This window comes from Brachybacterium sp. AOP24-D1-21, assembly GCF_052378665.1.
Lineage (GTDB): Bacteria > Actinomycetota > Actinomycetes > Actinomycetales > Dermabacteraceae > Brachybacterium.
Genome location: NZ_JBQSXX010000001.1, coordinates 1,607,221 through 1,631,173, shown reverse-complemented (window position 1 = coordinate 1,631,173; position 23,953 = coordinate 1,607,221). Strand labels below are relative to the sequence as shown.

Genomic DNA, 23,953 nt, shown 5'->3' with positions numbered 1-23,953 from the left:
TCTGCTCAGAAATCGGGGTAGTGGGGCGTCATTTGACTGCGCCGGCGGTGACGCCGCGGGTGAGGGTGCGCTGGAAGATGAGGAAGAAGATGAACGTCGGCAGCAGCGACAGCAGCGCACCTGCGTTCAAGGTGGGGACGTCGAGCATGCGGTCACCCTGGAGCGAGGACAGCGCGATCGGGATCGTCTGGTTGTCGTTGCTGGTGAGCATCACCAGCGGGATGAAGAACTCGTTCCAGGTCCAGATGAAGAAGAAGATCATCAGCACGGACATGGTGGGGCGCACCACGGGGTAGACGATCCGCCACAGGATCTGCCAGCGGGTAGCGCCGTCGAGCTGCGCCGCCTCCAGCAGTGCCGGCGGGAAGGTGCCCAGCACGGAGGAGAGCAGATAGGTGCCGAACGCGGATTGGACGACCGTGAAGATGATGATGATCGACCACGGGTTGTCGGTGAGTCCGACCTGCCGCGCCATGTTGAACAGGGGGTAGATCAGCACCTCCTGCGGGAGCATGTTCGCCATCAGGAACAGGGCCACCAGCCAGAGCCGGCCCTTCACCCTGCCCACCCCGATCGCGTAGGCGTTCAGCAGGGACAGCAGCACCGCGAGCACGGCGACCAGGGTCGAGGTCCAGAGCGAGTTCCAGAGCTTGATCGGGAAGTTCACGCGCTCCCAGAACGCGATGATCCCGTCGAGGTAGATCTCCCGCGGCAGCGACAGCGGCCCGCCGGCGGAGTAGTCCGCGGGTGACTTGAAAGCGTTGAGGATCATGAGCACAAAGGGGGCCACCATGAGCAGCCCCACCAGGAGCGCTCCGGCCAGCACCAGCCAGCGGGTCAGGCCCCGCTGGTGGCGGTTGCGCCGACGCCCGACGGACGCGCCACCTGACGAGCCGGGACCCGACGGGGTGGAGTCCGACGGTGTGGAGTCCGACGGGACGGGGCTGCCGGTGATCACTGCGGCCATCTCAGCGGCCCTCCTCTGACTTGCGGGCACTGCGGTTCTGGAGCACCTGGATGCCGCCCGCGACGATGATGATGATGAGCGTCAGCACCGTCGCGATCGCGGCGCCGTAGCCCACCCGCGAAGTGTCGAAGAAGTTCAGGAACGAGTAGTACGAGGGCACCAGCGTGGACCCCTCAGGACCGCCTCGGGTGAGCACGTAGATCGGCGCGAACACCTTCAGGGCGGCGATGGTGCAGGTCAGAACGATCACGAAGGTCTCCGGGGAGATCTGCGGGATGGTGATGGCGCGGAAGCGGGCGAACCAGCCGGCACCGTCGAGCTCGGCCGCCTCGTACAGCTCGGGATCCACCCGCGCCAGGGCGGACATGAAGATCACCGTGGGATAGCCGATCTGGATCCATATCAGCACCAGCATCACGGAGCCGAGGGCGAGGGTGGGACTGCCCAGCCAGTTCGGCGGAGCCTCGATCCCGATCCCCCGCAGCAGCACGTTGACCGCTCCGGTCTGGCTGTTCAGGATCCAGTTCCAGACGATGCCGGCCACCGAGATCGGCAGGATCTGCGGCAGGTAGTAGGTGGCGCGGAGGAACGCGGCGACCCTGCTGTTCCAGTGCTTGGCGACGTAGTCGAACAGCACCGCGGCCAGCAGCAGGCCCAGCAGGGTGGGGACCACCACCATCGCCGCGATCATCGACAGCGAGTTGCGGAACGAGAGCCAGAACGCGTCGTCGGACAGCAGCGCGACGTAGTTGTCCAGACCGATCCAGCGCTTCGGGGACAGCCCGCCCTTCCAGCTGTGCAGGCTGTACCAGATGTTCAGCAGGAACGGCACCAGGATGATGACGCCGAACGAGAGCAGACCGGGGATCAGGTAGGGCCAGTACCCGGCGGCGGCGCTGCGAGGGCGCCGTCTCCGAGGGGGTCGCGCGACGGATGTCGACGACGGTGGGGCGACTGTGGTGGACATGCTTCCTCCCTGGGGAGGGCGGGCCGCTTGCTGCAGCCCGCCCGGGTGACAGTGCTGGTCTCACTCACCGGTGAGGTCGGAGCGACCGGTCGCGTAGACCTCTCCGAGCTCGGCCATCGCCTGCTCCGGAGACTTGGAGCCGTTGATCAGCGACTGCATCGCGCTGACGACCTGGTCGTAGAACCCGGCGACGGGCCAGTCCGGGTAGAACGCGAGGCCATCGGACTCGTTGACGGCCGCGAAGTTCTCGGTCATCTCCCGGGTCTTCTCGTCCTCGATCGCCGAGGTGTCCCCCGCGACCGGCAGGCCGCCCTTCGCCCCGAGCAGGTCCTGGACCTCCTGGGACATGGTGATCTCCATGAACTCGTAGGCGAGGTCCTTGTTCGCGGCATTGGCGGGCACCACCCAGAGGTTCCCCGAGGAGCCGATGGTGAGGTCGGAGCCGGGGAAGAGGAACTGCCCCCACTCGTCGGTCATCTCCGCCACCAGGCGGCCGAACCACCACGAGCCGGAGAACATGATCGGGTAGGTGCCGGAGATGAAGGCGGTGCCCATGTCCTCGGCGGTCAGGCCGGCGGAGTCGCCGGCGAGGTAGCCCTTGGCGACCCAGTCGGCGAAGCGCTGGGCGCCGGCCAGGATCGGATCCGCCGCCCAGTCGACCTCCCCGTCGAAGAGCTGGTAGGCGTCCACGAAGTCACGGTCGGCGTTGGCGAGGGCGAGCTGGTACCAGAGCTGCCCGGCGGGGTACTCCGCGCCGGCGCCGGCCAGCGGGATGATGTCCTTGTCGACGAAGGTCTGCAGGACGTCCTCGAACTCCTCGAGCGTGGTCGGGACGGCGACCCCGGCCTCGTCGAACATCCGCTGGTTGTAGAAGACGTAGACGTACTCGCCGTAGTTGGGCAGGCCGAACCAGTCGCCGGAGCCCATCAGGCCGAACTCGTCGTAGCGGGAGGTGGTCTGCAGGCTCGCGGAGAGCTTCTGATCCCAGCCCTTCTCGGTCGCGATCTCGGTGAACGGCTCGATCAGGCCCTGCGCGGCGAGCTGCCCCGCGGTGGAGTTGCCCTTGTTGAACTCCATCAGATCCGGGACGTCGTCGCCGGTGAGCACGATGGTCGCGTTCTTCTGCAGCTGCTCGAAGGTCTGCTTCTCGACGGTGACGGTGACCTCGGGATGCGCCTCCTCGAAGATCTCCTGGGCCAGCGCCCAGGCCTGCCCCATCGCGGAGTCCTCGTTCTCGTAATGCCAGATCACCAGTGAGGTGCCGTCGCCTGAACCGCCGCCGCTGCCGCCGCAGGCGCTGAGGGCGGGCATGGCGGCGGCGCCGAGTGCGGAGGCGGTGAGGAGGGTGGTGAATTTCCTGCGCTTCATGGTGTCCTACTTCCTTGTGGGAAGGACCCTCGGGTGGGGTCCTGCGGGTGGTGCGGGTGGTGCGAGGTCCTGCGGGTGGTGCGGGTGGTGCGAGGTCCTGTGGGTCCTGCGGGGTCCTGCGGGTGCGGGTCCTGCGGTGATGCCGGTGATGCCGGGTGCTGCGTGGAAGTTCGCTCAGCCGGTGGGCCGTCGGTCCTGGACCGATCCCCCGTCGAACGGCGCACAGGCGACCAGCACCTGCGTGGGCGGGGCGTGGGGTGCCGCGAGCTGGTCGAGCAGGCCGTCGACCGACCGTCGGCCCATCTCCTCTCCCGGTGCCCGCCAGGAGGCCAGGCTCGGGGTGGTCATCGACGCCGTGCGCTTGGAGGAGACGACGGTGACGATGGAGAGGTCTTCGGGCACGTCCAGTCCCATCACCTGCAGCTCGTTGACGAAGCCGACGACGGCGAGATCGTTCATCGCCACCACCGCATCCGGGCGCGGGCCGGCGGTGAACACCTCGCGGGCCAGCTCGCGGCCTGCCTGCGGGCTGGGATCCAGCGCGTACTCGCGGTGTGCGAGGCCCCGCTCCTGGGCGAGGCGGGAGAAGTCCTCATGGGAGCGCACGGCGGGGCCGTAGCCGGAGGCCTCCATCTCGCGGGAGCGGCCGATCAGCATCAGGTCCCGGTGCCCGGAATCGACCAGCGCGTCGAGCGCATGGGCGATGGTGGCCTCGAAGTCGATGTCGATGTAGTGCAGCTGCTCGCTCTCGCGGCTGCGGCCGACGGAGAAGAAGGGGACGTCTGCGTCCTGCAGGCTCTCGATCCGCGGATCGTCGAGCGCCACCTCGACCAGCAGCACCCCGTCGGCGTGCCCCTGACCCACCAGGTCGGAGAGCTCCTGAGGGGCTCGCTGCGAGGCGATCGGCCACACGGTGAGCAGGTAGCCCCGCTCGGCGGCACGGTCGTACGCCCCGCGGACGATCTCGAAGACGGTCTCGCCGGCGGAGACATCGAACTCCGGCAGGTGCAGGGCGAGGATCCGGGTGCGCCGACTGGCGAGGCTGCGGGCGATCGCGTTGGGGCGGTAGCCGAGCTCCCGCATCGCGAGCTCGATGCGCTCACGGGTGGCGGCTGCGACCGGCTTGTCCCCCGAGAGCATGTAGGAGACGGTGCTCAGCGCGACGCCGGCCTCGCGCGCCACATCACTCATCGTCGCCATCTCCGCACCTCCTCGTCCGCTCTTCCGCACCACTAGTCGAAGCGCTTCGACACGATCGAACTCGCCACCTCGTCAGTTCGGGGAGGGGGTCACTCAGGTGCAGTCGAAGCGCTTCGACACCTTCGTGTCAGCCAGTATGCGGTGCCGCGCAGGACGCGTCAAGCGCCCGCTGGCGAGGGGCCCGTCGGCCTCAGAGACCCAGCACGGCCGTCGCGATCGTGAAGTAGATGATCAGGCCGGTGGCATCGCAGAAGGTCGAGATGAAGGGATTGGAGAACACCGCCGGGTCCGCGCCCACCCGCTTCGCGATCAGCGGCATCATCCCGCCCACGATCGCGGCCATGGCGCAGATCGACAGCAGCGTCGTGCCGATCACCGCCCCGATCGCCCAGCCGTAGACGAGGCCCGCGACCAGGAAGCCGAGCGCTCCGAGGACCACGCCGAGCACCGTGCCCACCCGCAGCTCGCGCCACACCACCCGGGGCAGGTCGCGCACGCGCACCTCGCCCACGGCGAGCGCGCGGGTCACCGTGGTCGCGGCCTGGTTTCCGGTGTTGCCGCCGGTGCCGGTCAGCAGTGGGATGAACAGCGCCAGGATCACCACCTGGTCCAGCCGATCCTCGAAGACCTCGAGCACCTGGACGGTGAGGATCGCGGAGATCGCGAGCACCAGCAGCCAGACGATGCGACTGCGCACGACGCGCAGGATCGGCGTGGAGAGGTAGGCGCGCGGCAGCGGTTCGGAGCCGCTGGTGCGGGCGGAATCCTCGGCGTTCTCACGCTCGATGATGTCCACGGCGTCATCGACGGTCACGATCCCGACCAGCCGCCCTTCGCCGTCCACAATGGGCATGGCCAGCAGCTTCGCCGCGAAGAAGCGGCGCGCGGCATCCTCTCGGTCATCGGTCGCGGTCGCGCTGACCGGCACGTGGGCGATATCGCCCACGAGCGCATCGCCGTCGGCCACCAGCAGGCGGCGCAGCCCCACCACGCCCAGCAGCAAGCGGGAATCATCCACCACGGGCAGCAGGTAGATCGTCTCGGCCTGCTCGGCCTGCGCGCGCACATGCTCGAGCGCCTCTCTCACGGTGAGCCCGGGGGCCAGGGTGAGCACCTCGGGCGACATGTATCGACCGATCGCGTGGCGCGGATAGCCGAGGACCGCGGTGGTCATCGCGCGCTCGGCGGCATCCAGGCCGTGCATCAGCCGCTCGGCGACCGAGGCCGGCAGCTCATCGAACAGGGAGGCACGGTCGTCAGGGTCGAGCTCGCCGATGATGTGGGCGACCTGCTGGGTGCGCAGCGCGGAGATCAGCTCGGCCTGGTGATGCGCCGGCAGCGCCTCGAACACCGCCAGGGCGGCGGTCTTGCCGAGCACCCGGAACAGCAGCGCAGCCTCGGTCGCGGGGCGGGTCTCCACGAGGTAGACGAGCTCGCCGATCGGCAGCGTCTGCGCCTCCAGGCCGAGCTGCTCGAGCTGGGCCTCATCCTGCTCCTCGCCGCGCAGCAGGGTCAGGACGGTGTCGATGGTCGCGCTGGCTGGGGTCACAGGGCCATTGTGGCCGACATGGGCGCGAGAGGCGCGCGGGCCGACGGGAAGACGGGCGGGTGGGGCGGCGCAGCGGGACCGCCCGGTCGGTCACCTGTCCGGGCCAGCTACTCTTGCTAGACTGTCACGCATGCCGGAACATACGTTTTGCATTCCAAAACGGTGCACGTCGAGCCATGTCGCCGCGCACCTCGGCACCGCTCAGGAGGCCCCGATGTCCCCCACCCCTCGCCCGCCCCTTCCCGAGCGCACCGCCGCCGCTCGGCTTATCGTCGTGATCCGCGGCGAGCGCGCCGATCAGTACGCCCCCGTGCTGGAGGCCCTCGCCGGCGCCCGGATCCGTTCCGTCGAGCTCACCCTGTCCACCCCCGGCACCCTGGACGAGCTGCCCGCCCTGAGGGAGCGCTTCGGGGACCAGCTCGATATCGGCGTCGGCACCGTCACCGATCCGGCGGATCTGCGCACCGCCGCCGAACGCGGTGCCCACTACATCGTCACCCCGATCACCCGGGCGGACCTGCTCGCAGCGGCTGCGGAGTCCGGGATTCCGATCGTGTCCGGCGGTCTCACTCCGAGCGAGCTGCACGCCGGCTGGTCCGCGGGCGCGGCGGCGGTCAAGGTGTTCCCGGCCTCTGTGGTGGGCCCCGGCTACCTCAAGGACCTGCGCGGACCGTTCCCCGGCATCCGCGTCATCCCCTCCGGCGGAGTGGACCTCGAGGCGGCGGCGGCCTGGCTGCAGGCCGGGGCCGAGGCGGTCTCCGTGGGCGGGCCGCTGCTGGGCGATGCCCTCCGGGGCGGGAGCCTCGAGGAGCTGGCCGAGCGCGCGGCGAGGTTCGTCGGCGTCACCACCCGCGAGGCCGGCGCATGAGTGTCCCGGCCGAGGGCGGTCGTGCGTCGGCCGGGCCCCGCGTGGTGGCCGTCGGCGAGACCATGGCGCTGATGCGCACCTCCACGATCGGCTCGCTCGCCCATCTGCCCTCGGTGGACATCTCGCTGGGCGGTGCGGAATCGAATCTCGCGATCGGGCTGCGCCGGCTGGGCGTGCCCTCCGCGTGGGTGAGCCGGGTGGGCGATGACCCCCTGGGCACGCGCGTGGCCCGAGAGATCCGCGCCGAGGGCGTCGAGGTGCACTGCACGGTCGATCCGGAGCGGCCGACGGGCCTGATGATCAAGTCCCGCCCCAGCGGGACCACCACCCGCGTGGACTACTACCGGGCCGGGTCCGCCGCCTCCGCACTCACCCCGGGCGACCTCCCAGCAGGACTCATCGAGGAGGCCGAGATCCTGCACCTCAGCGGCATCACCCCGCTGCTCTCGGAGACCGCGCACGCCACGAACGTCGCTGCCGTGCAGCGCGCGGTAGCGGCAGGAGTGCAGGTCAGCCTGGACGTGAACTACCGCTCGCGGCTGGGATCGCGGGAGCGCCTCGGCGAGCTGCTGGGCGAGATCCTCGAGCACGTCGATGTCGTGTTCGGCGGGCCGGAGGAGCTCTCGATCCTCGCGCCGGCCGTCATGGAGTCCGACCACCGCGCCCTGCTGCACGCACTGGAGGCCGACGGACGCCAGGTGGTCGTGAAGCTCGGGGCCGACGGTGGCGCCGCCCTCGCGGGCGGCACGATCCACGAGGCGCCCGGACACCGGGTCGACGTGGTCGACACCGTCGGCGCCGGGGACGCCTTCGTGGCCGGCTACCTCAGCGCCCAGCTCGACGGGCTCGACGTGCCCGCGCGGCTGGCCCGCGCGAACGCCTGCGGGGCGCTGGCCTGCACCACTCCTGGGGACTGGGAGGGGGCGCCGCGACTGCGCGACCTCGAGGCCCTGCTCTCCGGCGGCGCGGCGGACCCTGTGAGCCGCTGACCGTATCAGCCGCGGGCAGGGTCAGCTGATGGCAGGGTGAGCCGCTGACCGTTTCAGCCGTCGGCGGGGCGAACTGCTGGCGTCAGACCGTGAGCGCCGCCTCGGCCATCGTGGGGTAGTCGATGTAGCCCACGGAGAGCGCCTCGCCCGTATCGGGATAGAAGGTGGCCTTGTGCTGCGGGTTCAGCGCGGCGCCGGCCGCGATGCGCTCGGCGAGGTCCGGGGTGGCGATGTAGTCGCGGCCGAAGGCGACCGCGTCGGCCGCGCCGGCCTCGAGGAGCCGCTGACCGTCGGCCGCAGTCATTTCGTCATTGGCGATCACGGGACCACCGAAGAGCCCGCGGATCACGCCCACGAGGCTGTCCTCGTCCTCCACCTCGCGGATGAACAGGAAGGCGAGTTTCCTCCTCCCGAGCTCCTCGGCGACGTGGCCGAAGATCGCGCGAGGATCGCTGTCGCCCATGTCGTGCTCCTCGCCGCGGGGGCGCAGATGCACACCCACCCGGCCGGGGCCCCAGACGTCGAGGACCGCGTCGGTGATCTCCAGCAGGAAGCGCGCCCGGTTCCGCACCGAGCCGCCGTACTCGTCGGCGCGCTGGTTGGTGCCGTCCTGGAGGAACTGGTCGATCAGGTAGCCGTTAGCGCCGTGGATCTCCACGCCGTCGAAGCCGGCCCGCTTCGCGTTCTGGGCACCGTGCCGGAAGTCCTCGACGATGCCGGGGATCTCCTCGACGGCCAGCGCGCGCGGCTGCACGTACGGACGCTTGGGCCGCAGTCGTGCCACGCGCCCGGCGGGGGCGACGGCGCTGGGGGCGACGGGCGCCTCCCCGCCGAGCAGCTCGGGATCGGAGATCCGGCCCACGTGCCACAGCTGCAGGACGATCCGCCCGCCCGCGGCATGCACGGCTTCGGTGACCTTCTGCCACCCTGCCACCTGCGCGTCGTTCCAGATACCGGGAGTGCCGTGGTATCCCACGCCCTGAGGGCTGACGGAAGTGGCCTCGCTGATGATCAGCCCGGCGCCTGCCCGCTGGCTGTAGTACTCGGCGTTGAGCTCCGTGGGGACCCGTTCATCGCCGGTGCGGGCGCGGGTGAGCGGAGCCATCACGATCCGGTTGGGGAGCGTGAGCTCCCCGAGCTCGAGCGGTGTCATCAGGTCGGTCATGCGGGATGCTCCTTCACGGCGCGGTGCACAGAGCGGGTGCACAGCGCGGGGCGGCGGGTCTCGTCGTGCTCGTCGGGTCGTGCTCGTCGGGTCGTGCTCGTCGGGGCGTGCTCGTCAGTCTCATCGTGCTCGCCTGCGCCAACGAGCCTCTCCCGGTGTCTATTCCTCAAGGCCGCCGCATTCCGGCCGAACGATCTTCTTGTCACGTCGGCCCGGCCGCCCCGTTGCACTGGTTCGCATTGCTAACTATATTGACGTCTCGTGTCGACCACTTCCCCCACCTCGCTTCCCGGCGAGCTCCCCCAGCACCTCGCCCTCGTCTGCAGCCAGTTCTCCCGGCTCGCGGCGCGACGCTCCGAGGTGGGCGTCGGGACCGTCTCCTGGCGAGTGGTCGCCACGATCGACCGGCACGGCCCGCTGCGCCTGAGCGAGATCGCCGACCGCGAGCGGGTCTCCCGCCCCACGGCGACCACCGTCATCAAGCGCCTCGAGGAGGAAGGGCTCGTACGCCGCGAGCCCGACCCGGCAGATTCCCGCTCCTGGCTGGTCAGCACCACGGAACAGGGCATCCAGCAGCTCGCCGCCTGGCGGTCCCAGCTCGCCGACGGTGTGGGTGCGCTCCTGGAGCCGCTGCCCGACGCCGACCTCGCAACCCTCGAACGTGCCGCCGAGATCCTCGCCGGACTCGTCGACGCCCACGACGGCTGACGCCGAGCCCGACCCTGCGAGGGATCCCGAGCCGGACCCCGAGCCGGATCCGTCGCGGATCCGTCGCCCCGCCTCGTCACCCCCTCGCCGCCGTACTTCCCACCGAAGGAACCCCCAGCGCATGACCGCACATACCCCCGAGCACACCGCCGCTCCCCACGCACCCGCCGTCGCCCCCACTACCGCCCCGGCCACTGCAGCGACTCCCGCCCCGCACGCGGCGCCCACCCAGCCCGCGTTACCAATCCAGACCGCAGTACCCACCCTGCGCGAGGCGTTCCGCCAGCCGAAGTCCGTGTGGGCGATCGCCTTCGCCGCAACCGTGTCGTTCATGGGCATCGGCCTGGTGGACCCGATCCTCCCCGCGATCAGCAGCCAGCTGGACGCGACGCCCTCGCAGGCGATGCTGCTGTTCACCAGCTACCTCTTCATCACCGCGATCGCCATGTTCTTCACCAGCTGGTTCGCCTCGAAGATCGGGGTGAAGCGCACGCTGCTGATCGGACTGGTGCTGGTGGTGCTCTTCGCGGCGCTGGCCGCGGGAGCAGGGAGCGTCTGGGAGATCATCGGCCTGCGTGCCGGCTGGGGCCTCGGGAACGCGCTGTTCATCTCCACGGCGCTGGCCGCGATCGTGGGCGCGACCGCCGGGCCGAGCGCGGGCGCGATCATCCTGTACGAGACGGCGCTCGGCATCGGCATGGCCTTCGGGCCGCTGCTGGGCGGGCTGCTCGGCAACGTCTCCTGGCGCGCCCCCTTCGCGGGCACGGCGGTGCTGATGGGCGTCGGCTTCCTGGCGATCATGGTGCTGCTGCAGAAGGAGGCACGTCCCGCACCGGTCTCGCCGCTGGCCTCCCTCCGGGCACTCTCCCATCCGGCGCTGCGCACCCTCGCGCTCACCGCGATCTTCTACAACTTCGCCTTCTTCACGCTGCTGGCCTACTCCCCGTTCCCGCTCGAGGCGGCGGCTGCCGCGCACGGGATGGAGTTCGGCGCCCTCGGCATCGGCGGGGTGTTCTTCGGCTGGGGGCTGGGCCTGGCGATCACCTCGGTGTTCGTCGCCCCGGTGCTCACCCGGAAGCTGGGACTCATCCCCACGCTGCTGACCACACTCGGCCTGCTCGCGGTGCTGATGCTGGTGATGAGCATCTTCCACACCTCGATGACCGGTCTGATCACGCTGATCGTGATCGGCGGGCTGCTGCTGGGCATCATGAACACGGCGCTCACCGAGACGGTCATGGAGGCCACCGACCTGCCCCGCGGCGTCGCCAGCTCCGCCTACTCGGGCGTGCGCTTCCTCGGCGGTGCGATCGCCCCGGCGATCGCGGGCCCGCTCGCGGCAGCGACCGTGGCCGGCGCCCCCTACCTGCTCGCGGCGGGCGCGCTGGTGATCTCGATGCTCATGCTGGTCCGCGGCCGACGCCACCTGGCCGCAGTCGGCACCCACCACCAGCTCACCGACCTTGAGCAGGCCGAGGCGATCACCGTCGGCGACGAGGGGTGAGACCGAGCCTGCCTCTGTCCCGTGAGGCCGCCCCGACCGTCGATCGACCACTACCGTTGATCCACCCCAGCTGACCGGAACGCCCCAGCTGGCCCGGACACGCCGCGCGTCGACCACCGAGATCACCGTCCCCTGCCAGAAACGACAGCAATCGGTGATCTCGACGCACCCTCACAGCGTGTCGTGGGCGACGGAGCCACGGTTCGAAGCCGACCCCGGACACGCCGTAGCTGACCGGAACACCCCAGCTGATCCTGGACACGCCGCGCGTCGTCCACCGAGATCACCGTTCCCTGCCAGAAACGACAGGAATCGGTGATCTCGACGCATCCTCACAGCGTGTCGTGGGCGACGTAGTCACGGTTCGGACTGGCCAGCGGCCACCGATCACCGTGCACCCCTCACCGGACCGGACCGGACGCCTCACCAGTCGTGGACGGTGCCGTCCCGCAGTCGGTTCACGGGCAGGTAGGCGGGCTGGTAGTCGTGCTTGGCCGCGGCCTCCTCGTCGAGCTCGACGCCGAGGCCCGGGGTGTCGCCCGGGTGGAGCAGGCCATCCTCGAAGCGGTAGCTGGTGCGGAACACCGACAGCGTGCTCTCGGAGTGCGGCATGTACTCCTGGATGCCGAAGTTGTGGATCGCGAGGCCCAGGTGCAGGTTCGCGGCCATCCCCACGGGCGAGACGTCGGTGGGGCCGTGGAAGCCGGAGCGGATGCCGTAGATCGCGGCGAAGCTCATGATCTGGCGCAGTCCGGTGATGCCGCCGGCGTGGGTGGCGGAGGAGCGCACATAGTCGATCAGGCGCTCGGTGATCAGCGTCTGGTAGTCGTAGACGGAGTTGAACACCTCGCCGATCGCGAGCGGGGTCACCGAATGCTGGCGCACCAGGCGCAGCACCGCCTGGTCCTCGCCGGGGGTGCAGTCCTCGAGCCAGAACGGGTCGTAGGGCTCGAGGGACTTCGCGAGCTTCGCCGCCTCGATCGGGGTCATGCGGTGGTGGCCGTCGTGCAGCAGGCGCAGCTCGGGGCCGAACTCGTCGCGCACTCCGGCGAAGACGGTCGGCAGGTGGCGGAGGTAGGCGGCGGTGTCCCAGGACTCCTCCGTCGGCCGCATCGTCGTGCCCCCTGCTCCCGCCGTCGCCCGCCCAGCCGGTTCGTATTCATACTTCCCACCGGGAGCAGCGTCGTGCACGCCGTAGATCTGGTCCAGCCCCGGCACGCCCGCCTGGATCCGCACCGCTCGGAAGCCGTCCTCGACGTAGCCGTGGATCGCCTCGTTGAGCTTCTCGATGGTGGTGCCGGAGGCGTGGGCGTAGGTGAGCAGGCCGCTGCGGGAGGCACCGCCGAGCAGCTTGTACAGCGGCTCCCCCGCCTTCTTCGCGGCGATGTCCCACAGGGCCATGTCGATCGCGGAGACTGCGCTCATCGTCACCGGTCCGCGGCGCCAGTAGGGGCTGCGGTAGAGGTACTGCCAGATCGATTCGATCTGGGATTCGTCGCGGCCGATGAGGGTGGGGGCGACGTGGTCGCGCAGGTAGGAGACCACCGAGAGCTCGCGCCCGTTCAGGGTGCCGTCACCGAGGCCCGTGATGCCGTCGCTGGTGGTGACCTTGACGGTCACGAAGTTCCGGCCAGGGCTGGTGACGTTGACGTCGATGCGATCGATGGCCATGCGGGGCTCCTCCGGGGCGAGGTGGCGACCTGCGAGACCTCGATGCTGTTTTATATGATGGAACGCTTATTCTGTAGTTCGTGACGAGTCTAGGTGTGCCATGCGCACCGAGCAACATCTGCTCAGCCACGGAGAGAGGCACGAGATGACCACTTCTGCATCCGGCGCGGAGCCGACCGAGCCCCACGCTGCCTCCCCCGTCGGCAGCGTGGACAAGGCACTGATCCTGTTGGAGATCCTGGCCGGCGCCGGCCCCGACGGCATGTCGCTGCGCGATATCGCCGAGGCCGGAGGGTTGAACAAGGCTTCGGTGCACCGCCTGCTGCGGGCACTCATGCACCGTGGCTTCGCGGAGCAGTCAGCAAGCGACCAGCGCTACCGGCTGGGCGCCACCCCGCTCGAGCTCGCTCACGCCTACGGTGCCGGCGAGAACCTGCCGACCCTGTTCGCACCGGCGCTCGCGAGCATCTCCCAGCGCTCCCAGGAGCTGGTGCACCTGGGGCAGATGGACGGCACCCGCGTGCTCTACCTCGACAAGGTCGAGCCGGAGCGCACGCTCCGGGTGTGGTCGCGGGTGGGCAGCCGGGCACCGGCGGCTCGCACCGCGATGGGCCGGGCGATGCTCGCGGCCGACGGCGTCCGAGGGGACGCTCTTGCCGCGTACGCCCAGGCCACCGAGGTGGAGGCGGGCGAGACAGGGACCGTGATCAGCCTGCAGCACCTCACCGAGGTGGTGGACCAGACCGCCCGCCGCGGCTGGTCCACCGAGATCGAGGAGAACGAGGTGGGCATCGCCTGCGTGGGCGTGGCTCTGACCCGCACCGGCGGACGCTCGGTCGCGGTGAGCGTCACCGGGCCGCTCGAGCGGATGGGGGCGGCGCGGCGCAATGAGGTCGGCGCGCTGCTGCACGAGGAGCTTTCGCGCCTCGCCCCGGCCGGCTTCGAGCTCGCGCGCTGAGTGACGGACGAACGTCAGCCGGCGAGCGCGGCGTAGTCCTCACCGAGGCTCATGTACTCGCTGTCCCAGACGTCCATGCCAGGGATCGCTCCCCCGGTGACAGCACCGATGAGTCGGTCGAGGTACCACTCCCAGCCGGGCCCCACGTACTGGAGCATCTCGAGCGGCACCTCGTGATGACGCAGCGCGAGGCGGGTGCTGGCGCTGGCGTCATCGACCGCGTCGGCATCGGCGTCGGCGTCGGCGTCGGCGTCGGCATCGGCATCGGCATCGGCATCGGCATCGGCCGAGTCAACCCCAGTGTCCGCGTCGGCGAGCTCGAGGGACAGCCGCCAGGTGCCCTCCATCGAGGCGCTGACCGTCAGCAGTCGGCCCGGCTCGCAGGCGTGGATCGTGTACTCGGAGGCGGACGCCTCCCCGGGCTCGGCGGTCATGGTGACCAGGACGGAGCCGCTCGCCGGGTCGCCGGTGAAGGTCCCGTACCAGGTGGCGAGCAGCTCGGAGCGGTTCAGGTGCTCCCAGATCCGGGCTGCGGGGGCGGCGACGGCGCGGGTGAGCACGAGGTCGGGGCCTGAGGTGTCGAGGGTTCCGGTGATGGGCATCTGCTCTCCTCCGACGGGGACGCGGAGCTGATCCGCGCACTCGCCCAGAGTAATCCGCACGGGGCGGACGCGCCCCGTGGTATTCCTGTGCGATGAGCACTTCCTCGTCCTCGCTGTCCACCCCGGATCGGGCAGTCCGAGCTGCCCTCCGCACCGGACGCCCGCACGAGATCCTCAACCTGCTCGAGCCGCTTCCGGCGACCCTGCGGCGCCGGGCGTGGAATGCAGTGAAGGAATCGGCAGATGCCATCGACGCGGCGCCGATCGGGGAGCGCGATGAGCAGGGGCGCTGGAGCGGGACCCTGCGCACGGGTCACCACGACGCCGCATGCGTCGCCCGGCTGGCGACCCGTACGGCGCAGGCCGCGACGAGGGTGCATCCCGTGGAGCTCCCCATAGCCCGGGACATCATCCCGAGACTGTTCCCCGAGAATCTGCCGGCCTTCGTCGAAGCATGGGCGGAGCGCTTCGAGACGAACCCCAAGGCATGGGACCGGAACCGGGGCATCGAGGCGATGTTCGACTGGGCGCAGAGCGGGCTGATTCCGCCGCTGGTCCAGCGCGGCGCCGTCCTGCTCCTGATCTCCCAGCCGGGCCTCTCGCGCTTCCTCGACGAGCGCCCGCTCCTGATCGACACCACGCTGCCGATGCTGTTCGAGGTGGCGGGGCAGAAGGGCGCCTCGGCCGCGCAGCGGGACGAGACGACGCCCGGGCTCACCCTCGGCGCGCACATCATCCCGCGCCTGATCCGGGAGGGCCGATGGGAGCGGTCGCAGGTGCTGAGCTGGTGCGAGCACGCCCTGGCGATGCCCCGCAGCGAGTACGAGCTGCGGTGGTTCCGTGCGCTGCGGGCTCGCCTCTCCGGCCTCGCCTGAGGTCGTCGTCCCGGGCGACTCAGCCTGCGTCGGAGACGGTCGCCGTCTGCCGCCGCGCCCGCATCATGTCGAGCACGCCACCGACCACGCTGCCGATCACGAGCGCGACCAGCACGGTGATCAGGGTGGCCAGCAGCGGCAGCTGCGGCAGATCGACCCCCGCAAGCTCATACAGCAGCATCCCAAACATCCCGAACACGCTGATCAGCGCGCCGATGATCGCGGCCGCCGCCACCCCGATCTGCAGCGCCCGCACCCTGCCCGCGACGGCGACCAGGAAGCCGACGATCGCCACCAGGGCGACCGCTCCGATCACCACCGAGGAGAGCACCACCAGGGTCGAGGAGCTGATGCCGAGCATCGCGACCACGGTCTCGCCGGGCTCGCCGAGGCCGATCAGCACGCAGGCGACGATCCCGAGGACGATGGCGAGGGTGTTGCCATCCTCATGCACGATGACCAGCACCGCAGCGGCGATCGCGCACAGCAGCCCCAGCGTCAGCCCGATGCCGCTGAGCGTCTGCAACGGCCCCGGCCCGATGAAGAACGCCGCGATGGCGAGCAGCACGCCCAGCAGCAGGCTGACCCCCATCGCGAGCCCCGCCCCGCTCCAGGCCCGACGCGGACCGGCGATGATCCCGGCGGCCAGCGGGAACGCGATCGGGACGGACAGCAGCACGGCCATCAGCGCGGCGGCGACGAGCTCGAGAGGATCCAGGTCGAAGGACATGACCCCATCGTCCCCCTTCAGCGCCGCAATGGAGAAGGAATGCGCGAAACGGGCTCTCAGAGGGAGCCTCAGAGCGAGGCGTCAGCGGGGCGACTCAGCGCGGCGGCCCAGTGCGGCGCCTCAGAGCGGAGCTGCAGCGCGCATGGGTCGGCGTCGACTCTCCGCGAGATGCCAGGCCCACAGGAGCGACCCGACCACCACGTAGCCGAGCGCGACCACTGCCACCACGGTGAGGCTGCCGGTGATCAGCGGGGCGATCACCCCGGAGAGCAGGGCGTTCATGACCAGGGTGAAGAAGGTGCCCAGCGATGCTGCGGCCCCGCGCTGATGCGGGAACAGATCCAGGATCTCCAGCTGGATGGGGGCGAAGAACAGCGAGGCGGTGAAGGACATCAGCATCGGGCCCACCAGCACCGGCAGCAGGCTCACATCGAGCTGCCCGGAAGGATCCGGGAAGACCATCACCAGCACCAGGTTCAGCACGCTGGTCACCACCGTGCCCACGTAGCCGAGGCTGATCAGCCGGGTGCGCTCCATCGCGTCGGCCGCCCTGCCCACCAGGTAGGACCCGGCCATCATGCCGATGATCAGCGGGCCGAACAGCACCCAGAAGTCCTGCTCGCCGAGCCCCAGCAGCCGCACCACGATGATCGGGGCGGCGGCGACGAACACGAAGTGCGCGGCGAACCCGAAGGCGGTCGCGAGCGCGATCCGCACCATCGCTGGGGAACGGCCCACCTCCCACAGGGAGCCGACCACGGAGCCCACCCGCAGCGGGATCCGGGCCTCCTTCGGCAGGGATTCGGGCATCAGCGCGGTCGCCACCATCACCAGCACCCCATAGATGCCCACGCCCACGAACACCCAGCGCCAGTCGCCCAGCAGCAGCAGCCACCCGCCGAGCATCGGGGCGATCACCGGCGAGAGCGCGAAGATCATCATCACCTGCGCCATCAGCCGCTGCGCCTCGGCGCCCGCAAAGAGGTCCCGGATCACCACCCGCGAGACGATCGTGGCGGCGCCGGCGCTCATGCCCTGCAGCACCCGCAGCGCGATGAGCATGCCCATCCCGGAGGCGAAGACCGCGCCGAACATCGCCAGGATGTAGATCGCGAGGCCCACGAGCATCACCTTCTTGCGGCCCAGCGCATCCGAGAGCGGTCCGTGGAAGACGCTCATCACGGCGAAGGAGGCGAGGTAGACGCTGATCAGCTGCTGCAGCACCACGTTGGAGGCGCCGAACTCCTCCCCGATCTGCGTGAACGCGGGGAAGACGGTGTTGATCGTGAAGGGGCCCAGCATGCCCAGGGCGGCGAGGGTGAGGGTGATGCGGGCTCCGGCGGTGCGCCGTCGGGGCGAGATGATCGCGGGGTCGGCCGCCTCGGGGGTGGTCACGTCGAGGAGTCTAGGTGCGAGCGCTTTCGCGAGGGCCGACGGTCCGTGGGCGCGAGGGCCGACGGTCCGCTCTCGCGAGGGCCGACGGTCCGCTCTCGCGAGGGCCGACGGTCCGTGGGCGCGGTCTACGCGCGGGTGCTCACGGTGCCGCGGGGCAGCAGCCGCGGCACCTCGTGCGCCAGGCGCACCGGGGTTCCCGGATCCTCGAGCAGGGTCAGGGCGGCGCGGGCGAGGTCCACGCCGAGCTGGTGCGGGAGGTGTTCGAGCACGGCCAGCGGGGGTTCGTGGGTCTGACAGGCCGGGGAGTCGTCCCAGGCCACGATCGAGAGGTCCTCGGGCACGCGCAGCCCGACCGCGACCGCGCGGTGAGCGCCGGCGATCGCCATCGCGTCGTTGTCGAAGATGATCACGGTGGGTCGCTGCGGGCCGTCCAGCAGCGCCTGGGTCGCGGCGGCGCCGCTGTCAGCCCCGTAGTCCCCTTCGGCGAAGAGCGCGGGCAGTTCCCGGGCCTCCGCGAACTCCCGATAGGCCTCGCGGCGCCAGCGGCTGTGCAGCAGGTGCGACGGGCCGCCGACATGGCCGATGACCCGGTGGCCCCGCCCGTGGAGGTCCTCGAGCAGGCGCTGCATGGTGCCGGCGTTGTCGACGGTCACCGCGGAGACCTCGCCCTGGCGCACATCGCCGATCACCACGAAGGGCAGGCCGAGTGCGCGGGCCTGCTGCGGGCGGTCGTCCCCGTCCAGGAGATCCTTGAGGATCACCAGGTCGACCATGTCGCGCTCGGCCCAGCGCCGCATCGTCTCCAGTTCCTCGGCCGGACTGCCGGTGACGTGGCTGAGGACGGTGTGGCCCTGGGAGACCGCGGTGTCCTCGAGCCCGTGCAGGGCCTGGGTGTAGAACCGTTCCGAGCGTGCGGACCAGACGGACTCGGGGATGGTGATCCCGATGGTGGCCATGGATTCCCTTCCCCGCTTCCTCAGGTGTCGCGGGCACGGGCCCGTGCCACCAGGTCGTTGGCGCTCAGAAGCACATCATCGGCCAGGAAGGCCCTCGGGTCCACCGTGGCGGAGGTGCGCACATGGAAGCGGGTACTCTCCCCGGCCAGCAGGGTCACCAGCTGGCGGTCCACCGTGGCGGCGGGGTCGACCTTGTCCGCCAGCACGCACAGGTCGCGCACGGTCGAAGCGGCCTCCACGAGGATCTCGACCCCGCCCGAGACCGGCTGTGCAGTGGCGGTGACCGCGTCACCGACCAGGGCGGAGTCCCGGTCCTCTGCGAAGGGGTGCACCGTGCGCACGACTTCGCCGTCCCCGTCGGTCCCCGCCAGCTCGACCAGCAGCACCTCGTCGGCAGCGTCCGTGGCGGTCGCGAGCTCTGCAGGCACGGGCAGCGTGGCCGCTGAGCGAGCGGGAACCTGCGCGTCGAGCGTGGCCTCGGCGAGGACAGTGCCGTCGTGGCGCTGTCGGCGCAGGTGCAAGGTTCCGCTCAGGGGCTCGTCGGTGTCGTTGCCGAGGCTGATCGCGGGGCTGGCCTCACGGGGCTGGATGCTCAGCAGCACCGGCTCGTACACCTCGCGCAGCGCGTACCAGAGCAGCTTGCGGCGTCGGTCGCCATCCACCGCGGCCCAGGAGGTCACCGGCCAGCAGTCGTTCAGCTGCCACACGATGGTGCCGGCGCATACCGGCCAGTGGGAGCGGTAGTGGCCGATCCCGCTGATCAGCGCGCGGGCCTGGTTGAGCTGGGTCGCGAAGTGGAAGTCGTCGAAGCCCTCGACCGGTGGCAGGTGCGGGGCCATGCCGCGGCGCAGCTTGTCCTGTCCGCCCACGGCCTTCTGGTGGGAGAGCATCGTCTCGGAATCCTCGTCCAGGGGCCGCTCTGTGATCGCGCGGGCGATCGTCGCGTAGTTCGCCGGGCCCTGGTAGCCGAACTCGGCGGAGAACCGCGGGATGGTGTCCCGGTAGCGGGTGTAGTCGTTGTCCTCCTCGGAGGCCCAGGCCACCCAGTTGTGCACGGTGCCGTGGTCGGGGTTGCGGGGATCTTCGGGCAGTGGCCGCGAATAGGGGCTGGTGGGGGTGTAGCTGCGTGTGGGGTCGAGCTCAGCCAGCAGCGAGGGGAACAGCTCGGTGTAGTAGCCGAGCCCCCAGCCGGCGCCCTCGGGGATGTGCTCCTGCCAGCCCCAGTGGTAGTAGCCCTCGACGTTCTCGTTGCTGCCGTTCCAGTGGACCAGCGCCGGATGCCACGCCAGGCGCACGATGTGCTCGCGGGCTTCGGCCTCGAACTCGCTGCGCAGCGGCTCGAGCTCGGAGTAGGCGGCGCAGGCGGTGGTGAAGTCCTGCCACACCATGATCCCCAGTTCGTCACACAGCTCGTAGAGCAGCTCCGATTCGTAGAGCCCGCCGCCCCAGATCCGCAGGGTGTTCATCCCTGCCTCGAGCGCGTCGGTGACGCTCGCGCGGTAGTCCTGCGCGGTCAGGCGCACCGGGAAGCAGTCGTCGGGGATCCAGTTCGCACCCTTGGCGAGGATCGGGCGGTCGTTGACCACGATCGTGAAGGAGGTGCCGATCTCGTCGGGCTCCTCGAGGACGCCGGCGGTACGGAAGCCGATCCGGTGCTCGCGCGCATCGCGCACCCGGTGCTCGGCGTCCCGCAGCTCGATCGCCACGGTGTACAGGGGCTGGTCGCCGTAACCGCGCGGCCACCACAGCTGCGGGTCCGCGGCCGACAGCCGCAGGTCGAGCTCGTCCTGCGCATCGGAGCGAGAGAGCTCATCGATCTGCTTCCCGGCAGGGTCCAGCAGTCTCGCCGAGACGGTCACCGCGGACTCGTCCAGCAGATCCGCACGCTCGATCAGGACCGTGAGGTCGACGAGCCCGCGCGCGCCAGCACCAGGCTCGACGGTGATCTGCGGGCGCACCTCGGCCAGGCGCGCCCCGGACCATTCCTCGAGGCCGATCGGGCCGGCGATCCCGCTGGTGACCAGCACCGGTCCCCAGTCCCAGCCGAAGTTGCAGGCCATCTTGCGGATCGCGTTGTAGGGCAGGTCGTTGCCGGTCACCGGCATCTTCCCGAGCACCCGCTCGTTCTCGCGGGCGGTGCGCAGCGGGGAGGCGAACCGGATCTCGAGCTGGTTCTCGCCCTCGATCAGCGCGTCGGTGACGTCGAAGCGCCAGGAGCGGTGCTGGTTCTGCACCTCGGCGATGCGCGTGCCGTTCAGGACGACCGTGGCGGCGGTGTCGAGGGAGGCGGCGACCAGGTCCACCCGCTCGGCGCCGGTGGGTGCCCAGTCGAAGCGGGTCGCGTAGGTGACATCGCATTCGCCGGTCCACTGCAGGTCGTGCTCGTGGCGGTCCAGGTACGGATCCTCGATCAGCCCGGCGGCGTGGAGGTCGGTGATCAGGGTGCCGGGCACGGTCGCCGGGACCTGCTGCACGGTGAATGGCGCCGGTCCGTCGGTGATCGTGAGGTTCCAGCCCTCGTGGAGAGGCCGACGACGGGCGGTGCGGGTCTCCCCCAGGCGGGTCTCACCGGTGCGGGTCTCCCCCGGGCTGGTCTCGCCCAGGCGGGTCTCCCCCAAGCTGGTCCCACCGGGGGCAGCAGTGCTGGTCACGGGGTCTCCTTCGCGAGGGCCAGATGGTCGGGCATGGGGACGCCGCGGCGCTGGGCCTCGGCGAGGAAGCGCGGGTTGTTCCCCGGTTCAGGGGCGGCGAGCAGCAGCTGCCGGGTGAACTCCGCTTGAGGGTTCAGGATGACATCGTCGGCCGGGCCGCGCTCGACGACCTCGCCGCGGTACATCACCAGGATCTCGTCGGAGAAGTGCCGGGCGGTGGCCAGGTCATGGGTGATGTAGAGCATCGCGAGGTTCTCCTCGCGCTGCAGCCGCGCCAGCAGGTTCAGCACTCCGAGGCGGATGGACACGTCGAGCATCGAGACCGGCTCGTCGGCGATCAGCACCGTCGGCTCCGGGGCGAGCGCGCGGGCGATCGCCACCCGCTGGCGCTGCCCGCCGGAGAGCTCGTGGGGGCTGCGGTCGATGAAGCTCTCGGCGGGGCTGAGGTTGACCCGCTCGAGCAGCTCGCACACCTTCTGCCGCACGTTCGCGCGGGTGGCCTTGCCGTGCAGCAGCAGGGGTCGCTCGATGTGGTGGCCGATGGTGTGGAAGGGGTTCAGCGAGGCGAAGGGATCCTGGAACACCATCTGCACGTGGTCGCGGTAGTGGGCCAGGCCCTTGCCGCGGGTGCCGATCGGCTGCCCGTCCAGGGTGATGGTGCCCGAGGTGGGCTTCTCGAGCTGGACGAGGATCTTCGCGATGGTGGACTTGCCGGAGCCGGACTGGCCCACCAGCGCCACGGTGCGGCCGGGCTGCAGCTCGAGGTCCACCCCCTTGACGGCCTGGAGGGTGGTGAAGCGGGCCCCGCTGCGCAGCCGGTAGGACTTGTGCAGGTCGGTGACGGTCAGCGTGGTCATGCGGTGGCCTCCTGGTCGGCGTGCTGCTCTCCGCCGAAGCCGGCGCGCACGAAGTCCCCGGCCTCGCCGGTCAGGGAGGGGAAGGAGCCCAGCAGGCGCCGGGTGTAGGGATCCCTGGGCTCGAAGTAGAGGTTCTCGGCGGTGTCGATCTCGACGATCCGTCCCGCCTTCATCACCGCGATCCGGTCGGAGATCTCCAGCAGCATCGGCAGGTCGTGGGTGATGAACACGACCGCGAAGCCGAGCTCCTTGCGCAGCCGCAGCACCTCCTGGAGGATCTCGCGCTGGACCACCACATCCAGTGCGGTGGTGGGCTCGTCCATGATCATCAGCTGCGGGTCCAGCGCGAGCGCCATCGCGATCATCACGCGCTGGCGCATGCCTCCGGAGAGCTCGTGGGGGTAGGCATCGATGCGGCCGCGGTCCACCCCCACCAGCTCCAGCAGCTCCTCGCCGCGGTGGCGGCGCTCGGCCCGTTCCATCTGGGGCCGGTGCGTGATGAGCACATCGGCGAGCTGGGTGCGGATGCTGAGCACGGGGTTCAGGGAGTTCATCGCCCCCTGGAACACCATCGCGACCTTCGACCAGCGGAAGGCGCGCAGCGCGGGCCCCTTCAAGGCCAGCACGTCCACGTCGGAGCCGTTCACGCGGTCATGGAAGGTGACCGAGCCGCTGGTGATGCGGGCGGGCGGGCGATGGAGCTGGTTCAGTCCGTAGGCGAGGGTGGTCTTGCCGCAGCCGGACTCCCCCGCCAGGCCCAGGATCTCTCCGCGGCGCAGGATGAATGAGGCGTCCTTGACAGCATGGACCCCCTCGCCGACCTCGTAGACGATGTTGAGGTCGCGCACGCTCAGCACGGGCTCCTCGAGCACCGGGGAGACGTCGCCGCCGGTGCGCCCCTCCTCGAGCGAGCTGTCCAGGACGGGGTCGCCGATCTCGCCGCGCGCGATCGCGGAGGCGGTCTCGACATTCGGATCCGGTTCGTGGGCGGGGTGGTCCGGGGGGACGGGCCCGGTCATCGGGGTGCTCATACGAGGACCTCCTTCGTCGTGGCCTCGGAGTCGTCGGCGTTCTCGGCCTTGCGGACGCTGCGCGCGGCCTTGGGGGCGGTGCGCAGGCGCGGGTTGATGATGCCGTCGATGGAGAAGTTGATCAGGGACAGCCCGCAGCCCAGCAGCGCGATCATCAGACCCGGCGGGACGAACCACCACCAGCCGCCCAGGGTGAGGGCCTGGCCGTTCTGGGCGTAGAACAGCATCGAGCCCCAGGTCTGGGTGCCCACCACGCCGAGACCGATGAAGCTCAGGCCCGCTTCGCCGAGGATCGCGGTGATCAGGGCGAACACGAAGCCGCTGGACATCACCGGCAGCAGGTTCGGCAGGATCTCCACGGCGATGATGCGGAGGGGCTTCTCCCCGGCGATCTTCGCGGCCTGCACATAGTCACGGGTGCGGATCGAGAGGGTCTGCGAGCGCAGCACTCGGGCCGCGGCGGCCCAGGAGGTGATCGCGAGGATCACGGCGATCAGCAGCAGGCCTCGCTGCTGGACGTAGGAGCCGATCACGATCATCAGCGGCAGGCCCGGCAGGATCAGCACGACATTGGTGAACAGGGAGAACCCCTCGTCGATCCAGCCGCCGAGATAGCCGCCGAGGATCCCGAAGAAGGCGGAGAGGAACAGCGCCAGGACCGCGACGATGATGCCCACCAGCAGGGAGCCGCGGGTGGCCCAGGCGAGCTGTGCCAGCACGTCCTGCCCGGTCTGGGTGGTGCCCAGCAGGTGCTCGGCCGACGGCGGAGACATGCCCACGCTGGAGATGGCCAGCGGATCGGCGACGACGAGCGGGGCGATCAGCCCGAACAGGGTGATCGCGACGACCAGTCCTGCCCCGATCACGAGTGAGGGGGTGGCGTTGCGGCGCAGGGAGGCGCGGAAGCGGGCGCCACGGGAAGCGGGGGTGTCGATCATGGGA

General features: G+C 70.3%; 21 protein-coding genes. 6 read left to right on the top strand and 15 right to left on the bottom strand.

The features are described 5' to 3' along the window. Positions 1 to 28: 28 nt before the first annotated feature. From ACT3UF_RS07325 to mgtE, 5 genes are all read right to left on the bottom strand, one after another. A complete protein-coding gene (locus tag ACT3UF_RS07325; RefSeq protein ID WP_444601532.1) occupies positions 29 to 967 on the bottom strand; it encodes a carbohydrate ABC transporter permease in 939 nt (312 codons plus the stop codon). Between the two features lies 1 nt (position 968). Further along, the gene (locus tag ACT3UF_RS07320; RefSeq protein WP_441444259.1) at positions 969 to 1,934 is read right to left on the bottom strand and encodes a carbohydrate ABC transporter permease; all 966 of its coding nucleotides are present in this window, start codon (positions 1,932 to 1,934) and stop codon (positions 969 to 971) included. Positions 1,935 to 1,994: 60 nt separating this feature from the next. Next, positions 1,995 to 3,302, bottom strand: coding sequence for an ABC transporter substrate-binding protein (locus ACT3UF_RS07315; RefSeq protein ID WP_444608217.1), 1,308 nt, complete (start codon positions 3,300 to 3,302; stop codon positions 1,995 to 1,997). Positions 3,303 to 3,476: 174 nt separating this feature from the next. Further along, positions 3,477 to 4,502 (bottom strand): LacI family DNA-binding transcriptional regulator, encoded by a 1,026-nt coding sequence (locus tag ACT3UF_RS07310; protein WP_444608216.1) that lies wholly within the window; start codon positions 4,500 to 4,502, stop codon positions 3,477 to 3,479. Between the two features lie 190 nt (positions 4,503 to 4,692). Then, the gene (mgtE, locus tag ACT3UF_RS07305; RefSeq protein WP_441444256.1) at positions 4,693 to 6,051 is read right to left on the bottom strand and encodes a magnesium transporter; all 1,359 of its coding nucleotides are present in this window, start codon (positions 6,049 to 6,051) and stop codon (positions 4,693 to 4,695) included. Positions 6,052 to 6,265: 214 nt separating this feature from the next. Here mgtE and ACT3UF_RS07300 point away from each other — a divergent pair, with 214 nt between their 5' ends. Both ACT3UF_RS07300 and ACT3UF_RS07295 read left to right on the top strand, forming a co-directional pair. Beyond that, positions 6,266 to 6,919 carry a bifunctional 4-hydroxy-2-oxoglutarate aldolase/2-dehydro-3-deoxy-phosphogluconate aldolase gene (locus tag ACT3UF_RS07300; protein ID WP_444501936.1) on the top strand — a complete coding sequence of 218 codons (654 nt, stop codon included), beginning with the start codon at positions 6,266 to 6,268 and terminating at the stop codon, positions 6,917 to 6,919. Continuing rightward, entirely contained in the window at positions 6,916 to 7,908 is a 993-nt protein-coding gene (locus ACT3UF_RS07295; RefSeq protein WP_444608215.1) for a sugar kinase, read from the top strand. The genes ACT3UF_RS07300 and ACT3UF_RS07295 overlap by 4 nt, the downstream gene beginning before the upstream one ends. An 82-nt stretch (positions 7,909 to 7,990) precedes the next feature. Here ACT3UF_RS07295 and ACT3UF_RS07290 read toward each other — a convergent pair whose 3' ends face one another. Continuing rightward, positions 7,991 to 9,073, bottom strand: coding sequence for an alkene reductase (locus tag ACT3UF_RS07290; RefSeq protein ID WP_444608214.1), 1,083 nt, complete (start codon positions 9,071 to 9,073; stop codon positions 7,991 to 7,993). Between the two features lie 261 nt (positions 9,074 to 9,334). On the opposite strand from ACT3UF_RS07290, the gene ACT3UF_RS07285 reads away from it, so the two are divergent. Continuing rightward, a complete protein-coding gene (locus ACT3UF_RS07285; protein ID WP_444601526.1) occupies positions 9,335 to 9,781 on the top strand; it encodes a MarR family winged helix-turn-helix transcriptional regulator in 447 nt (148 codons plus the stop codon). Positions 9,782 to 9,902: 121 nt separating this feature from the next. Next, entirely contained in the window at positions 9,903 to 11,285 is a 1,383-nt protein-coding gene (locus tag ACT3UF_RS07280) for an MFS transporter (protein ID WP_444606553.1), read from the top strand. 423 nt (positions 11,286 to 11,708) lie between these two features. On the opposite strand, the gene manD is transcribed toward ACT3UF_RS07280, so the two are convergent. Beyond that, the gene (gene manD, locus ACT3UF_RS07275; RefSeq protein WP_444606552.1) at positions 11,709 to 12,956 is read right to left on the bottom strand and encodes a D-mannonate dehydratase ManD; all 1,248 of its coding nucleotides are present in this window, start codon (positions 12,954 to 12,956) and stop codon (positions 11,709 to 11,711) included. Positions 12,957 to 13,101: 145 nt separating this feature from the next. Between manD and ACT3UF_RS07270 the strand changes: the two genes are divergently transcribed. Continuing rightward, on the top strand, positions 13,102 to 13,914 hold the full coding sequence (locus ACT3UF_RS07270; protein ID WP_444608213.1) for an IclR family transcriptional regulator: 813 nt from the start codon (positions 13,102 to 13,104) through the stop codon (positions 13,912 to 13,914). 14 nt (positions 13,915 to 13,928) lie between these two features. Here ACT3UF_RS07270 and ACT3UF_RS07265 read toward each other — a convergent pair whose 3' ends face one another. Then, on the bottom strand, positions 13,929 to 14,516 hold the full coding sequence (locus ACT3UF_RS07265) for an SRPBCC domain-containing protein (RefSeq protein WP_444608212.1): 588 nt from the start codon (positions 14,514 to 14,516) through the stop codon (positions 13,929 to 13,931). A gap of 92 nt (positions 14,517 to 14,608) precedes the next feature. On the opposite strand from ACT3UF_RS07265, the gene ACT3UF_RS07260 reads away from it, so the two are divergent. After that, the gene (locus ACT3UF_RS07260; RefSeq protein ID WP_442332651.1) at positions 14,609 to 15,391 is read left to right on the top strand and encodes a hypothetical protein; all 783 of its coding nucleotides are present in this window, start codon (positions 14,609 to 14,611) and stop codon (positions 15,389 to 15,391) included. 19 nt (positions 15,392 to 15,410) lie between these two features. On the opposite strand, the gene ACT3UF_RS07255 is transcribed toward ACT3UF_RS07260, so the two are convergent. The 7 genes from ACT3UF_RS07255 to ACT3UF_RS07225 form a co-directional block, all read right to left on the bottom strand. Then, a complete protein-coding gene (locus tag ACT3UF_RS07255; RefSeq protein ID WP_442332652.1) occupies positions 15,411 to 16,121 on the bottom strand; it encodes a hypothetical protein in 711 nt (236 codons plus the stop codon). A 120-nt stretch (positions 16,122 to 16,241) separates the two neighbouring features. Continuing rightward, positions 16,242 to 17,516: a Bcr/CflA family efflux MFS transporter gene (locus ACT3UF_RS07250; protein ID WP_444608211.1), complete on the bottom strand. Its 1,275-nt coding sequence runs from the start codon at positions 17,514 to 17,516 to the stop codon at positions 16,242 to 16,244. A gap of 125 nt (positions 17,517 to 17,641) precedes the next feature. Continuing rightward, a complete protein-coding gene (locus tag ACT3UF_RS07245; RefSeq protein WP_444608210.1) occupies positions 17,642 to 18,472 on the bottom strand; it encodes a LacI family DNA-binding transcriptional regulator in 831 nt (276 codons plus the stop codon). Positions 18,473 to 18,492: 20 nt separating this feature from the next. After that, positions 18,493 to 21,123, bottom strand: coding sequence for a glycosyl hydrolase 2 galactose-binding domain-containing protein (locus ACT3UF_RS07240; protein WP_444608209.1), 2,631 nt, complete (start codon positions 21,121 to 21,123; stop codon positions 18,493 to 18,495). After that, entirely contained in the window at positions 21,120 to 21,980 is an 861-nt protein-coding gene (locus tag ACT3UF_RS07235) for an ABC transporter ATP-binding protein (RefSeq protein ID WP_441444243.1), read from the bottom strand. The genes ACT3UF_RS07240 and ACT3UF_RS07235 overlap by 4 nt, the downstream gene beginning before the upstream one ends. Further along, the gene (locus tag ACT3UF_RS07230) at positions 21,977 to 23,011 is read right to left on the bottom strand and encodes an ABC transporter ATP-binding protein (protein ID WP_442332655.1); all 1,035 of its coding nucleotides are present in this window, start codon (positions 23,009 to 23,011) and stop codon (positions 21,977 to 21,979) included. The genes ACT3UF_RS07235 and ACT3UF_RS07230 overlap by 4 nt, the downstream gene beginning before the upstream one ends. Continuing rightward, the gene (locus ACT3UF_RS07225; protein ID WP_441444241.1) at positions 23,008 to 23,949 is read right to left on the bottom strand and encodes an ABC transporter permease; all 942 of its coding nucleotides are present in this window, start codon (positions 23,947 to 23,949) and stop codon (positions 23,008 to 23,010) included. The genes ACT3UF_RS07230 and ACT3UF_RS07225 overlap by 4 nt, the downstream gene beginning before the upstream one ends. Positions 23,950 to 23,953: the final 4 nt, after the last annotated feature.